The sequence below is a fragment of the Bradyrhizobium sp. AUGA SZCCT0160 genome (assembly GCF_018130105.1).
Taxonomy (GTDB): Bacteria; Pseudomonadota; Alphaproteobacteria; order Rhizobiales; family Xanthobacteraceae; genus Bradyrhizobium.
The window spans coordinates 44,446-58,933 of record NZ_JAFCMD010000019.1 but is presented as its reverse complement, the minus strand read 5'-3'; the positions used below and the strand labels follow the sequence as shown (position 1 = coordinate 58,933).

General features: G+C 62.4%; 13 protein-coding genes. 7 read left to right on the top strand and 6 right to left on the bottom strand.

What is annotated here, in order from left to right; all coding sequences use genetic code 11:
- The first annotated feature begins 720 nt into the window (after positions 1-720).
- A complete protein-coding gene (locus tag JQ558_RS26560; RefSeq protein ID WP_249142645.1) occupies positions 721-2,514 on the top strand; it encodes a metallophosphoesterase family protein in 1,794 nt (597 codons plus the stop codon).
- Here the strand turns inward: JQ558_RS26560 and JQ558_RS26555 are convergent.
- A complete protein-coding gene (locus JQ558_RS26555) occupies positions 2,511-3,533 on the bottom strand; it encodes an AI-2E family transporter (RefSeq protein WP_212295635.1) in 1,023 nt (340 codons plus the stop codon). The two genes, JQ558_RS26560 and JQ558_RS26555, sit on opposite strands and share 4 nt — an antisense overlap.
- A gap of 131 nt (positions 3,534-3,664) precedes the next feature.
- Entirely contained in the window at positions 3,665-4,477 is an 813-nt protein-coding gene (locus JQ558_RS26550) for a class I SAM-dependent methyltransferase (RefSeq protein ID WP_212295634.1), read from the bottom strand.
- Positions 4,478-4,593: 116 nt separating this feature from the next.
- Here JQ558_RS26550 and JQ558_RS26545 point away from each other — a divergent pair, with 116 nt between their 5' ends.
- Positions 4,594-6,195, top strand: a complete 1,602-nt coding sequence (locus JQ558_RS26545) for an ABC transporter substrate-binding protein (protein WP_409410586.1) — start codon at positions 4,594-4,596, stop codon at positions 6,193-6,195.
- Positions 6,196-6,345: 150 nt separating this feature from the next.
- On the opposite strand, the gene JQ558_RS26540 is transcribed toward JQ558_RS26545, so the two are convergent.
- The 3 genes from JQ558_RS26540 to JQ558_RS26530 all read right to left on the bottom strand — a co-directional run bounded on the left by JQ558_RS26540 (position 6,346) and on the right by JQ558_RS26530 (position 9,678).
- Complete coding sequence (locus JQ558_RS26540) at positions 6,346-7,182, bottom strand: transglutaminase family protein (protein WP_212204758.1); 837 nt, start codon at positions 7,180-7,182, stop codon at positions 6,346-6,348.
- 130 nt (positions 7,183-7,312) lie between these two features.
- Positions 7,313-8,257, bottom strand: coding sequence for an alpha-E domain-containing protein (locus JQ558_RS26535; protein WP_192734059.1), 945 nt, complete (start codon positions 8,255-8,257; stop codon positions 7,313-7,315).
- Positions 8,258-8,259: 2 nt separating this feature from the next.
- Positions 8,260-9,678 (bottom strand): circularly permuted type 2 ATP-grasp protein, encoded by a 1,419-nt coding sequence (locus JQ558_RS26530; protein ID WP_212295632.1) that lies wholly within the window; start codon positions 9,676-9,678, stop codon positions 8,260-8,262.
- Positions 9,679-9,900: 222 nt separating this feature from the next.
- Here JQ558_RS26530 and JQ558_RS26525 point away from each other — a divergent pair, with 222 nt between their 5' ends.
- The 4 genes from JQ558_RS26525 to JQ558_RS26510 all read left to right on the top strand — a co-directional run bounded on the left by JQ558_RS26525 (position 9,901) and on the right by JQ558_RS26510 (position 12,364).
- Positions 9,901-10,638, top strand: coding sequence for a molybdopterin-binding protein (locus JQ558_RS26525; protein ID WP_212295631.1), 738 nt, complete (start codon positions 9,901-9,903; stop codon positions 10,636-10,638).
- 5 nt (positions 10,639-10,643) lie between these two features.
- Positions 10,644-11,108 carry a GNAT family N-acetyltransferase gene (locus JQ558_RS26520; protein ID WP_212295630.1) on the top strand — a complete coding sequence of 155 codons (465 nt, stop codon included), beginning with the start codon at positions 10,644-10,646 and terminating at the stop codon, positions 11,106-11,108.
- 41 nt (positions 11,109-11,149) lie between these two features.
- The gene (gpt, locus tag JQ558_RS26515) at positions 11,150-11,659 is read left to right on the top strand and encodes a xanthine phosphoribosyltransferase (protein ID WP_212295629.1); all 510 of its coding nucleotides are present in this window, start codon (positions 11,150-11,152) and stop codon (positions 11,657-11,659) included.
- A 78-nt stretch (positions 11,660-11,737) separates the two neighbouring features.
- Positions 11,738-12,364, top strand: coding sequence for a hypothetical protein (locus tag JQ558_RS26510; RefSeq protein ID WP_212295628.1), 627 nt, complete (start codon positions 11,738-11,740; stop codon positions 12,362-12,364).
- Between the two features lie 122 nt (positions 12,365-12,486).
- Here JQ558_RS26510 and JQ558_RS26505 read toward each other — a convergent pair whose 3' ends face one another.
- A complete protein-coding gene (locus JQ558_RS26505) occupies positions 12,487-13,509 on the bottom strand; it encodes a methionine synthase (protein ID WP_212295627.1) in 1,023 nt (340 codons plus the stop codon).
- Between the two features lie 119 nt (positions 13,510-13,628).
- On the opposite strand from JQ558_RS26505, the gene JQ558_RS26500 reads away from it, so the two are divergent.
- The gene (locus JQ558_RS26500; protein WP_212295626.1) at positions 13,629-14,330 is read left to right on the top strand and encodes a glutathione S-transferase N-terminal domain-containing protein; all 702 of its coding nucleotides are present in this window, start codon (positions 13,629-13,631) and stop codon (positions 14,328-14,330) included.
- Positions 14,331-14,488 lie beyond the last annotated feature (158 nt).

Genomic DNA, 14,488 nt, shown 5'->3' with positions numbered 1-14,488 from the left:
CGGGAACTAAGTCGCGCCACGTCCATGCCGGCGGCAGGCACCGAAGCCGCTAGTTTCCCTTCGGCCCGGCTGGGCCCATAGGTCCTGCGGGGCCTGGAGGACCTGCCGGACCGGGCGGCCCAGCAGGTCCGGGAAGGCCGCAGTTCTGTATCACCACGTCTCTCGTATCCGGCCCGGACGTGATCTTCACGATACAAGTAGAGGGGAATTCTGCTCCGATCCACCTGAAACCACCCGTCGATGTGCTCTCCACCTGCACCGTTTTAGTTGGGTTGATTTTGATCTCCACATTGGGTTCGCGCGGTCGCCTGACCCGTCCGGCGACAACCAACTCGCCTCGCGATATGGTGGCGGTCGTGATCAAGATTTCCGCCTGGGCATTTCCGCTCAACGTGACCAGACAAGCGGTCGAAGCAACTGCCGTGCCGATAAGCTTTGTGCGCATAGCAAGTCTCCCTTGCCGTTTGTAATGCGGGACTTGATCACTAGCGCTCAATGTTAGCGGTGCTATCGAATGGAAGGGTTTGCGGCTTGTGTGCTTTGCTACAAAAGTTTGTGACAAATTACGGGATCCGGTGGCGCTAACTGCATATTCGTCGAAACTTAGAATGTGTGTCGCGAGGCGGAGGAGCGGCGCCGGGGGAGCGGATGCGCGTTGGTATTCCGTCGAGAGGCTGGTAGCGTCGGTTAAGCAGCAGGCACTCCTATCGCGGATGCAAGATGCGCGCTCCGATCATGACGCGGCTGACCGCGGAACCTGATTCAACTCCTTCTCAGGACGGCTCGCTGGTCGATCCGCGCCAGGGCGATATCGAGGACGACGCCTCCAGTCCTGGACAGAGATCGCTGCTTGCGATCGCCGGCAGTCTGCTGGTTGAAATCAGTCTGCCGAAACTGCTGTTCGCCTGGACCGTCTCGCTGCTGTTACCGGCGGTGCTGCTCGGTCTCGCGCCGCTGATCGCGACGGCCTGGTTCTCATCCTTATCCGAACACGTTCTGGAACTGACCGGGATAGGCGCTGCGCTGGTGCTCGTCACGGTCATCGCGCTCGGATGGTTCGGATGGCAGCCGCTGTTTCGGGCCGCTGAGACAAATTTCTGGTCGCTCAATGCGCTCGCCGTCCAGCCCGGTTACGCGTTTGGCCGCGAAGCGCTGCGGCATCTGGCGGAGCTGGTGTTCGGCAGGAACGCCGACGCGGCGGGGCGGGCACGGCTGCGTGCGGCGAGCTCCGCCGGCGCCGGCATTATGCTCTGCCTATGTGCGGCGGCAGTCGCGATTCTCGTTTGGCCTTTCTCGCGGTGGATCGGTTCGGTGTCCGACCTTGTGCTTCTGCACCGCCTGATCGTTCCGACGTTGGCCAATGCGGTCATATTGGTATCGGGTTATCTCGCATTCGCGTCGCTGGTCTGGGGCTTTGCGGATGCCAGCATGGATCAGCCGCTGGATCTTCCCGGATTCGACGACGCGCCGTCCGGTTGCCGGACCTGGCGTGTCGCGCATCTGTCGGACCTTCACGTGATCGGCGAGCGATATGGTTTCCGCATCGAGAGCGGACGTGGCGGCCCGCGTGGTAACCAGCGCCTTGCGCGGCTGATGGTCCGTCTTGCGGCGATCCACGCCGCTGACCCGCTCGACCTCATCCTTGTGACCGGAGACATGACCGACGCCGGCCGCGCTACGGAATGGGCCGAATTCCTCGACGCGGTGGCGCAGCATCGTGAACTCGCGGCTCTCATGGTCATGCTGCCCGGCAATCACGATGTGAACATCGTCGACCGCGCCAATCCGGCCCGGCTCGATTTGCCGTTCAGCCCCGGCAAGCGGCTGCGACAGATGCGAACGTTGTCGGCAATCGCAGCGGTGCAGGGGGAGCGCGTGCATGTCGTCGACGACGCGGGAAAGCCGGCAGCCACCCTCAACGAGGCGCTGGCGTCGCATCGAAAGCGGATCGCCGCCTTTGCCGAACGCGGTGGCTTGCGCCGCGCCGCCGGACTGGTCGGGCTGTTCGACGACCTGTTTCCGATGCTGTTGCCACCCGATCGGGAAGACGGATTGGGCGTCCTGATCTTGAACTCCAACGCCGATACGCATTTTTCCTTCACCAATGCGCTCGGTTTGGTTTCCGTAGAACAGATGCACCGGCTCGCGGCGGCGCTGGGTCGTTTTCCCCGTGCGCAATGGATCGTCGCGCTGCATCATCATCTGATAGAATATCCGATGCCGGTTACGAATTTTTCCGAACGCATTGGAACCGCGCTGGTCAATGGCAGCTGGTTCGTTCGCAAACTCAGGCCTTTCGCGAAGCGGGCCGTGGTCATGCACGGCCATCGTCACATCGACTGGATCGGCGCGTGCGGCACGCTGAAGATCATCTCTGCACCGTCGCCTGTCATGGGCGGCCCTGACGCCAAATCGACGCATTTTCTGATCCATACGCTGGCCGCTGGTGCAAGCGGGCAGCTCTGTCTGCTCCCGCCGCAGCGCGTCGAGATCGCCGGCGAGACCGGCGATTAGCTTTTTTCGACACTTAATTGCTTCGATCCGCCGAGCAGATCGGCTATCCAGCGGCTTGACGGATGCTGGGCGCAGAAGGTGAGGATCGCGAGTGCGATCGGCACGCCGATAAAGGTTCCGAACAGGCCCCACTGAAAAGTCCAGAAAAAGATCGCGAACAACACCACCAAAGGCGATATCGCAAGCATGCTGCCGGCAACGCGCGGCTCGACATAGCTGCCGACCACGAACTGGATGATGTTGAGGTACGCGAAGAGGGCAAGAACGGCTTGCCAGCTCTCAAATTGAGTCATCGCCAGCAAAGTGGGAAACAGCGTTGCGATGAAGGGCCCGATAAAGGGGATGTAGTTCAGCGCGAAGGCGATCACGCCCCACTCCAGCGCGAACGGCAATCCGGTGATCCAGGCGAACACACCCACGAGCAGGCCGGTGATGGCGCTCATCTGCGTCCGAACCAGGAGGTATTTACGGAATTTGGCCGCGGTCGCCGCACTGCCGTCCAGCAGCACGCGCGCAACCTCGGGCTTGCCGAGCGTCTCGATCCTCCGTCTTGCATCCTCTACTTCCAGAAGTCCCAGCACGACATAGACAAGTGCGATCACCCAGAAGCTGAGTGTGGTATTGACGCGGCCGGTGACGAACTGCGTTGTGCGCATCAGCCACGTGACGTTGAAATGCTCGGCCCACAAGCCGGCGACGGAGACGCCATGGCCGTCGAGCCACGTCACCATGGCGCCATAAAGCGCCTGATAGCGCACCGTATCGGCCATGAGTGATCGTCCCACCCGCCCAAAGCCCCAGGCCGCGAGCGAGGCGAACGCGAGACAGACTGCGATCGTGACGACGATAGTGAGCGCCAATGCCAGCAGTTTCGGCATTTTCGCCTGCAGCCGGCTCTGCAGCGGCCAGACGATCGCGATGATGAAAAGCGCCAGCGCCAAAGGCGCGAACACTGCGCTTGCCTGCCTGACAGCAGCTGCCAGCAGCACCACTGCAATGATTCCGACCGCGAACTTCATGCGACGCCTGCTAGGCTCATTACCGGCGGGCAACTAGTAGCGAATTTCAGAGCAGGCATCCAATCCCAATTACCAAGGGGTGGCATGCACCGGGCAAGTGAAACGACGGCCTTGAATCCGGATCGCGAAGGCTAGATCCGGGCGAAGATGACATGGGCCTGGATCTTGGCCGATATCTCGCCGCTGCCATGCTTGACGGCAATGACAGAGGCCGCATGGTCGGTTGCGGCTTCCAGCCGGTCCGGACCTCGCGCTTCGATCTCGTTGCGCAGCGGGGTTCCCTGGCAATAGGCCAGCGCAACATGGCGGGCGGACGGGGCGCGGCTTTGCGCCGCCCTTGTCTCGATCGCCACATTCGTAAAGCCCGCCTTCGCCAGATCGCTGCGGATCAGCGCGGTGTCGTGATAGCCGTGGGGCGTTCGGGCCATGAAGCGGGGAGGGTCGTTTGGAAAGAACGTCGCGAGGGCGTCGGTGACGTCGCTCGCGAAGACGTTCTCTTCGATGCGATCCCAGGCGTTGAAGAGGAAACAGCCGCCGGGCCTCAGAACCCGGCGGGCTTCGCGGTAGCCGGACGGGCGATCGGGAAGAAACATGACGCCGAACTGGCAGCAGACGAGATCGAACGCGGCGTCCTCGAACGGCAGCGCCTGCGCATCCGCCTTTTGCCAGATGATGCGGCTGTCCGCGCCTTGTCTTGATTTCGCATATTCCAGCATCGGCTGATTGAGGTCGGTGACGACGTACCTGGCATCGGGCGACAGCAGTGGCGCCAGCGCGCGCGTGACCACGCCGCTGCCGGCAGCGGTTTCCAGCACGGACTTCGGCGCCAATGCGCTTGCGCGCCGTGAAATGTCCTGCGCGTAGCTCTCGAAGATCAACGGAACCATATGGCGATCATAGTTTTCCGGAATCGAGCCTGCGAACAGCTTGTCGGTTTCCGACATCGCGGTCTCCTGCGTTGCGCATGGTGGTTTTGCTTGCAGTCTTGTCTCGCGGCCCTATAGATTTTGGCAGCTCTAAAGAAAAAAGAAAACATTCTGGGAGGCGGAAATTGCGCGCCATTTGCTCCGGCAGGTTGAAATTCGCTTTCCCAGTGCTCTTGTGCATTGCGCTATGCGCCGCAAGTCCCGCCGCCGCGCAGAAGAAGGGCGGCACGCTCCGGCTCTATCACAACGACAATCCGCCCTCGACGTCACTGCTTGAAGAGGCGACCATCGCCTCGGTGCTGCCGTTTGCGGCGGTGTTCAACAATCTGGTCGTGTTCGATCCGGCCAAGCCGCACGAGAGCATGGAGACCGTGATCCCTGATCTGGCCGAAAGCTGGTCCTGGGACGCCACCAACACAAAACTGACCTTCAGGCTGCGGCAGGGCGTGAAGTGGCACGACGGCCAACCTTTCACGGCGAAAGACGTGCAGTGCACATGGCGAATGCTGATCGGCAAAACCGAGACGCAGGATTTCAGGCGCAACCCGCGCAAGGTCTGGTACACCAAGCTGCAGGACGTCAGCATCAATGGCGACCATGAGGCGACGTTCGAATTGAGCGAGCCGCAGCCGAGCCTGCCGGTGCTGCTGGCGAGCGCGTTTTCAGCCGTCTATCCCTGTCACGTGCCGCAGGCGGTGATGCGAAGCAAGCCCATCGGCACCGGACCGTTCAAGTTCGTCGAGTTCAAGCGCGGCGAGTCCATGCACGTCGTGCGCAATCCGGATTACTTCAAGAAGGACCGGCCCTATCTCGACGAGATCACGGTGCGGACGATCGACAACCGCGCCACGCGGATGCTGGCCTTCTCGACCGGCGACTACGACATCACCTTTCCCTCCGACGTCAGCGTTCCCCTGCTGAAGGACATCAAGGCGCGGGCACCGAACGCGATCTGCGAGATGACCGGCACCGGTACGCAGATCAATCTGCTGGTCAATCGTGTCAACCCGCCGTTCGACAATCCCGACATCCGCAAGGCGATGTCGCTGGCGCTCGATCGCAAGGCCTTCAATACCATCCTGATGGAAGGCAACGCGCGGCTCGGCGGCGCGATGCTGGCAAAGCCCGAGGGCGAATGGGGCATGTCGCCGGAAATGGTGTCGTCGCTGATGGGTTACGGCCCTGACATCGCCAGGAACGTCGCGGAAGCGCAGGCGATCATGCAGAAGCTCGGCTACAGCGACGCCAAGCCGCTGCCGATCAAGATCCAGACCCGGAACCTGCCGACCTACCGCGACCCCGCGGTGATTCTCGCCGACCAGCTCAAGAAGATTTACATAACAGGCGAACTCGACATCCTCGATACGCCGCGATGGTATGCGCGGCTGGCGAAGAAGGATTTTACGATCGGATTGAACGTCACCGGCGTCAGCGTCGACGATCCCGACGGCAACATCGTCGAGAACTATTCATGCAAGTCCGAACGCAACTATACCCAGTACTGCAACGCCGAAGTCGACAAGCTGCTGGCGGCGCAATCGCGCGAACTCGACAAGGAGAAGCGCAGGAAGATCGTCTGGGATATCGAGCGCATCCTGGTCGACGACGCCGCGCGCCCGATCATCCTGCACTCATCGGCCGGCAATTGCTGGCAGCCGCATGTGAAGAACTTCAAGCCGCACGACAACAGCCAGTACAACAATCTGCGGTTTGAGGATGTGTGGCTGGATAAATAAAATATCCGGGGCGGGGACTATCCACGTCATTGCGAGCGAAGCGAAGCAATCCATCGTGCGGCAAAGCAAGTATGGATTGCTTCGTCGCAAGCGCTCCTTGCGCAAACGCTTCGCGTTTGTCGCAGGCAATGACGGTGAGGGCGTCGTTCCCTACGACTGGCTCTGCCATTGCCCTGATCGCCCGGCCTGCTCGACCTTGACCGCGACCGTCAGCGTCTCGTTGCCGCCGCCATAGCGGGTGCCGCGGACGGGGGCCGCTCCGAGATAATCGAGGCCGATCGCAATGCGGGCGTGGGCATCTGTGGTGCAGATGCCGTTGGCGGCGTCGAAGCCGACCCAGCCCAGATCAGGCACGAAGGCTTCCGCCCAGGCATGGCCGGCCTGCTGGTTGACGGTGCCGTCGGAGCGCAGGAAATGCCCGGAGACAAACCGTGCCGGCACGCCGCCCGAACGCGCGCAGGCGATGAAGATATGCGCGTAGTCCTGGCACACGCCGCGCTTGAGCGCGAAGGCTTCCGCCGCCGAGGTGCCGCTGTTGGTCGGGTCCTCGTCGAACGTCATGTGCTCGTTGATCTGCACCATCAGCGCATGCAGGAAGCCGAGCACGTCGTCGCCGGATTCCGAACGCATCTCGCGGGCAAAGGTCGCCATCGCCGGATTGACTTCGGTGAGCGACGTCGAGCGCAGGAACAGGCTCGGCGGGAAACGTTCGTCGGTGCCGCGCAGTACGCCGCCGGTGTCGTGGGTCTCGATCAGGCCCTCGACATTGATGGTGAGGTCGGCAAGCGGCCCGTGGGTCAGCACATGCGTGACGTTGCCGAACGCGTCCTGGTGCATGTCGAGCCGGGAATCGGTGGAAACGTCTATCTGCCACTCGGCGACATACTGCCCGTCATGGCTGCCCGGCGTCATCCGCAGGATCTGGATCACGCCCGAGGCCGGGGGCTCGTAGCGATAGCTGGTGGTATGGGCAATTCGCAGGCGCATGGTCGTACCGAAAACGTCGCTGGAGTGTTTGCTCGTTATGGCCGGGCTTGACCCGGCCATCCATCTTCTCAAGAGGACCATCAATTCCTGATGGATGCCCGGGTCAAGCCCGGGCATGACGAACAATGTATCAAATCAGATACTGCTTCGTGATGATCTCACCCAGCCGAGCGTTATCCGCAATGAATTCCTGGATGAATTCATGGACGCCATGCTGGAAGATATCGTCCATATGGCTGTGTTCAAGCCGGTTGCGGACGCCGCGGGCGTGGCGCTGGGAGGCGCCCTGGCGGCCATAGGCGACGCCGATCTGGTCGAGGTTCCGCACCAGGTTGCTGTAGCAGCTCGCCAGCGAGCGCGGCAGCGTATCGTTGAGGATCAGCAAGTCAGCGATCAGCCAGGGTTTCAGCGTTTCGCGGTAGACCCAGTGATAGGCCGTCAGTGCCGACACCGAGCGCAGGATCGAGGTCCACTGATAGTAGTCGAGCGGCCCGCCGACATGTTCCTCCTCGGGCAGCAGCACGTGATATTTCACGTCGAGAATGCGGGCGGTGTTGTCGGCGCGCTCCAGATGCAGCCCGAGCCGCGAGAACCAGTAGGCGTCGTTGCGCAGCATGGTCCGGTAGGCCGAGCCGTCGAAGCGGAGCGATGTCTCCTGCACGAAGCGGAGGAATTTTGCGAGTTCCTCGCGGCTCGACGTGCCTTTGCCCCACACCTCCTGCAGCTCGATCCAGGCCGAATTGATGGTGTCCCACATCTCGCTCGTCAGCGCGGTGCGTACCGAGCGGGAGTTAAGCCGCGCTGCCTCGATGCAGTTCTTGATCGAGGAGGGGTTCGATGGTGAGAACGCCAGATATTCGACGACGTTCTGCTCGTTGGCTTCCTGATACGCCTCATAGAAGCTGGCGCTGACGCCGGCGGTTAGAAGCGCGGAATCCCATTCATTGGTCTTGCCGATATAGGCGGCCGGAAGGGCGGTGACGCGCAAGGTCGCGTCGATGGTGCGCGCGAGATATTCCGCGCGCTCGACATAGCGGGCCAGCCAGTACAGGTTTTCGGCGGTGCGCGACAGCATCTCTATTCGTCCAGAATCCAGGTGTCCTTGGTGCCGCCGCCTTGGCTCGAATTGACCACGAGCGAGCCTTCCTTCAGCGCCACGCGGGTCAGCCCGCCCGGCACGATGGTGACGTGATCGCGCCCGGTCAGCACGAACGGCCGGAGGTCGACATGGCGCGGCGCGAGCCCCGACGCCGTGCAGGTCGGGCAGGTCGACAGCGCCAGTGTTGGCTGGGCGATAAAACCCTCCGGCTCACGCTTGAGCTTGTCGCGGAACGCCTCGATGGTCGCCTTGGTGGCGGCGGGGCCGATCAGCATGCCGTAGCCGCCGGAGCCGTGCACTTCCTTGACCACGAGATCCCCGAGATTGTCGAGCACATAGGCGAGGTCCTTGGGCTCGCGGCAGCGCCAGGTCGGCACGTTCTTCAGGATCGGCTCTTCACCGAGATAGAATTTTACGATGTCCGGCATGTAGGAATAGACCGCCTTGTCGTCGGCGATGCCGGTGCCGACCGCGTTGGCCAGCGTGACGTTGCCGGCCGCATAGGCCGACATCAGCCCGGGCACGCCGAGCGCGGAATCCGGGCGGAAGGTCAGGGGATCGAGAAAGTCGTCGTCGACACGGCGATAGATCACGTCGACGCGTTTGAGGCCTTCGGTGGTGCGCATGAACACTTCGTCGTTCTTGACGATGAGGTCGCGGCCCTCGACCAGTTCGATGCCGAGCTTGTCGGCCAGGAACGAGTGCTCGTAATAGGCCGAGTTGTAGACGCCAGGCGTCATCAGCGCGACGACAGGCTCCGCGGAAGCGGAGAGCGGCGCCACCGAGCGCAGCGCCGACAGCAGCTCGTCGGGATATTTTTCCACCGGCGCGACGCGGTGGCGGGCGAACAGGTCCGGAAACAGCCGCATCATGATTTCGCGGTTTTCCAGCATGTAGGACACGCCGGACGGGGTGCGCGCGTTGTCTTCCAGCACGATAAAATTGTCGGCGTCGACCCGGACGATGTCGATCCCGGCGATATGGACGTAAACGTCGTGCGGGACGTCCTGGCCGTTCATCTCGGGGCGGAAGACCGGGTTCTGGAAGATCAGGTCGTCGGGGATGATATTGGCGCGGAGGATGTCGCGGCCGTGATAGATGTCGCGCAGGAACATGTTGAGCGCGCGGACCCGCTGCTTGAGGCCCGTTTCCAGCACCGTCCATTCCTTGGCCGACATGATCCTTGGGATCACGTCGAAGGGGATCAGCCGCTCCTGGGCTTCGGCGTCGCCATAAACGGCAAAGGTGATGCCGATCCGGCGGAACAGCAGCTCCGCTTCCTGGCGGCGATATTCAAGGGCGTCCGGAGGGGTCTCCTTCAACCACCGGGAGAGTTCCTGGTAGGCGGGGCGGAGGTCCCCGCCGGGACCGTTCATTTCATCAAACGCGACTGCCATAAATCCTGACTATCTCTCGAAGCCATGCGACACAGTGCATGACTTCACGGGATGGTAGCAAGGGCCGGGCCAGCGCGATATGCATGGGCTGGGGCATTTGGTATGGGGTTGTTTCCCCGTGCTGCCTGAAAAACCGGCTGCCGGGTGCTTATTTCGGCAGCAAAGCCCCGTGACTTCAATGCGTTGGATGCGCAAGGTCAGGGGATAAGACGAGGATTGGAAATGAGTGAGATCGTCACAGCGGGTATTCTGGTCATTGGTGACGAGATCCTGTCCGGCCGGACCAAGGACAAGAACATCGGCTTTATCGCCGAGTACCTGACCAATATCGGGATCGACCTCAAGGAAGTCCGCGTCGTTGCCGACGAGGAGGCCGACATCATCGCCGCCCTTGATGCACTGCGAAAGCGCTACGATTACGTCTTCACCACCGGTGGCATCGGGCCGACCCATGACGACATCACCGCCGACAGCGTCGCCAAGGCGTTCGGCGTCGGCATCGATCATCACCCCGAGGTGGTGGCCCGATTCCGCGAGCGCTGGACCGAGCAGGATCTGAACGAGGCGCGCTTGCGCATGGCCCGCGTCCCCGACGGCGCCGAACTGATCCAGAGCGCGACCATCCTGGCGCCCGGGTTCAAGCTCGGCAACGTCATCGTGATGGCCGGCATTCCCACGATCATGCAGGCGATGATGGACATCGTCGCGCCGAAGCTGAAATCGGGCGTGCGGATGCTGTCGGATTCGGTCCGGGCGAATGCGCGGGAAGGCGACATCGGCGGCCCCTTGCGGGAGATCGCCAACGCCCACCCGGACACCATCATCGGCAGCTATCCGTTCCAGGACGAAGACAAGAAGCCGAACACCAATCTGGTGGTCCGCTCGCGCGATCCGGAAAAACTCGCCGCCGCGATGGCTGCGGTGAAGGAGATGCTGGCGGGTTTGAATACGCCGCGATAGCACCGATGATTTCGACCAGGCCGATCCGCGCCGACGATCTGGAACTGGTGTGCCGGCACCGCGAACAGATGTTTCGCGAATCCGACGCGCCGGGCAGGACCGAAGCGATTTTGGAGAGTCAGACCGCGCATTTTCGACCCTGGCTGGCCAAGCACCTCGGCGACGGATCGTATTTCGGCTATATCGTCGAGGAGCACGGCGAGCCCATCGCGGGAATCGGGCTGATGGTTATCGAGTGGCCGCCGGGCCCCTCCCATCCGACGCTGGACAAGCGCGGCTATGTGCTCAACGTGTTTGTCGAGCCGTCGCATCGCAAACAAGGAATTGCCAAGGCGCTGATGGACCGGGCGGATCAGGAATTCGTCAGGCGAGGCGTGGCTTTCGCGATATTGCACGCCACCAGGATGGGACGGCCGCTGTACGCGCAACTGGGCTGGTCGGCGACCAGCGAGATGGCAAAGTCGCTATAGTTGAGGAGATCAAAGGTGGACGATCGTTTTGGAGCGAAGTCATGAGTGAAAAAGTCACTCCGCCGCCGGCGAGGGCCTTTCCGGTGTCGTGGGATCAGTTTCACCGGGATTGCAGGGCGCTGACCTGGCGGCTCAACGAGGTCGGGCCGTTTCATGCCATCATTGCGATTACCCGGGGCGGCCTGGTGCCGGCCGCGATCGTTGCGCGCGAACTCGGCATCCGCATCATCGATACCGTCTGCATTGCAAGCTACGACCACACCAGACAGGGCGACCTGAAAGCCCTCAAGGGCGTTTCGGCCGACGTGGCCAAACTCGGCGGCGGTACCGGCAAGGGGCTGTTGATCGTCGACGACCTCGTCGATACCGGCAAGACCGGGCGGCTGGTGCGTTCGATGATGCCGGAGGCGCATTTCGCGGCTGTTTACGCCAAGCCACAGGGCAAGCCGCTGGTCGATACCTTCATTACCGAAGTGTCGCAGGACACCTGGATTCACTTTCCCTGGGACACCGCGCTGTCGTTCCAGCCGCCGATCCGCGACGGCGCGTAGTAGGGAGCGAATAGCGAATGGCGAGTAGCGAATAGGGACATACCATTCGCCATTCGCTATTCGCCATTCGCGGTCGCAATGCCGCTGCAAAACCGCGTCACGCCCTCAGGCGACATCATCGCCGATCCGCACCGCGGCCTGTTCACCGGCAATCGGGGCATCATCCATGATCCCCTGACGAAGACGCTGCTGAACAAGCGCTGGGCGAGCCCGGCGTGGATCACCTGTGTCTGCGAGTTCAGGGGATGGCGGCGCCAGGTGATGGGGGCGCGCAGCTGGACCGAACTGTTCTTCCTCGATGAAGCGACCGCGTTCGCGGCCGGCCACCGTCCCTGCTTCTTCTGCCGCCGCGACGACGCCAACCGGTTTCGTGCGGCGTGGCAAGAGGGCAATGGCGTCGCCAACGTCCTCGCGCGCGATATCGATGCCGTGCTGCATCGGGAGCGGCTGGAGAAAGGCAAGAAGCGGCTGCACGCGCTGCCGATGCCGGTTGAGAAGCTGCCTGATGGGGCGATGGTGCAGGCGGGGGCGGAGAGTTTTCTGGTCCTGCAAGGCAGGGCGCTGCAATGGTCGATGGCAGGATATCGACAGGCGGGCCATGCGATCGAGGACGCGATGCTGCTGACGCCGCCGTCGACGCTGCGTGCGATGGGTGCCGGATATCGGTCGGTGCTGCATCCAAGCGCGGGTGAATTGAAGGATTGAACCGGACTCTATTCTTCGTCATGCCCGGCCTTGTGCCGGGCATCCACGCCTTACTTTGCTCATCGAAGAAAGACATGGATGGCCGGGTCAAGCCCGGCCATGACGGTGGTTGGGAGCGCTGCTCACCCCAATTGCTGCCGCGCCAGTTTCGCTCCGGCCCCGAGCGCCGCCAGCTTCGCCTCCGCGATATCCCGGCGCATCGGCGCCATGCCGCAATTGGTGGTCGCGACGATGTTGGCCTTCGGCACGAATTTCGACACCGCGTCGATCACCTTGACAACGTCTTCGGCGGTCTCGACCGTGTCGCTGGCGACATCGATCACGCCGGCCTGGACGATCTTGCCGGAGAGCAGCGCCAGCAAGTCGAGCGGCACCTTGGAATTGCGGCATTCGATCGCGACCTGCTGGATCGAGCTTTTGGCGATCGCCGGGAAAATCTCCTCGTACTGTCGCCACTCCTTGCCCAGGGTTTCCTTCCAGTCGGTGTTGGCCTTGATGCCGTAGCCGTAGCAGATGTGCACGGCGGTGGCGCAGGTCAGTCCCTCAGCGGCGCGCTCCAGCGCCTTGATCCCCCAGTCGGAAACCTCGTCCATGAACACGTTGAAGGCGGGTTCGTCGAACTGGATGATGTCGACGCCGTCGGCCTGCAACGCCTTGGCTTCCTCGTTCAACAGTTCGGCAAAGGCGAACGCCATCTTGACGCGGTCGCCATAATGGCCGTCGGCCACCGTGTCGATGATGGTCATCGGGCCGGGCAACGTGAATTTCAGCTTGTGTTTGGTGTGGGCGCGGGCGACGCGGGCCTCATCGGCGTGGACGCGGCCCCTCAGCGTCAGCGGCGCCACCACCTGCGGCACCATCGCCTTGTAGCGGTCCTTGCGGATGCCCATCTCGACCTTGTGGGCGAAATCGATGCCGTCGACCTTTTCCAGAAAGCCGTGGACGAAATGCTGGCGGGCCTGCTCGCCCTCGGTGACGATATCGACGCCGCAATCCTCCTGCAGTTTTACCGCCAGCATGGTGGCGTCGCGCTTGGCGCGGGTGAGCTCGTCGCCCTTGGATTTCCAGGGTGCCCACAGCGTGTTGGGCTCGGCCAGCCATTCCGGCTTCGGCAGTGAGCCTGCGATCGTCGTTGGAAACAGCATGGGAGCCTCCCGGGTGGTTCTGATTGAGCGCCTGTCTGCCATGTCTTATGATCGCCGTACAGAACAACAAAGTCGTTCTCGCCGGGAATAATCCGGCAGGTCCGGCAGCTGGGGAAACCATGATCGACCTGCATTACGCGCCGACGCCCAATGGCTGGAAAATCTCGATCATGCTGGAGGAACTCGGGCTCCCCTATACCGTGATCCCGGTCAACATCCGCGCCGGCGAGCAATTCAAGCCGGAGTTCCTCGCGATCAGTCCCAACAACCGCATTCCGGCCATCGTCGACCATGCGCCGGCCGATGGCGGCGCGCCGTTCTCCGTGTTCGAGACCGGCGCGATCCTGATTTATCTGGCGGAAAAGACCGGCCGCTTCTTGCCCACAGACGCGCGCGGCCGCTCCCACGCGGTGCAGTGGGTGATGTGGCAGATGAGTGGGCTCGGGCCGATGCTCGGCCAGCACGGCCATTTCGCGCTCTATGCGCAGGAAAAGATCCCATACGCGATCGAGCGCTACCGGGATGAGGCGGCGCGGCTGTACCGGGTACTCGATACGCAATTGGGCAAGACCGGGGCCTATATCGCGGGCGATTATTCGATCGCCGACATCGCCTGCTTTCCCTGGACCATGACCCACAAGGCACAGGGCTTTACGCTCGACGATTATCCGAACATCAAGCGCTGGTACGCCGTCGTACGGGCCCGGCCGCAGGTGCAGGCGGGATTGGCGATCGGCAAGTTCGTGAAAGAACCGTTCGACGAGGAAGCGCGGAAGAACATGTTCGGCCAGAAGGCGAAGGAGATGGTTGGACGGAAGTAGGTAACGTCATCCCCGCGTAACGGCTTCGCCGTTATCGCTGGAGGTGCGAGCCCTTGCGAGCCTCGAAGGATGCGAAGGCACGGGCCCTCCACCCTTCGAGGCCGCCGCTGCGCGACGGCACCTCAGGGTGACGGGAATGCATAACGCGGCAAACACGA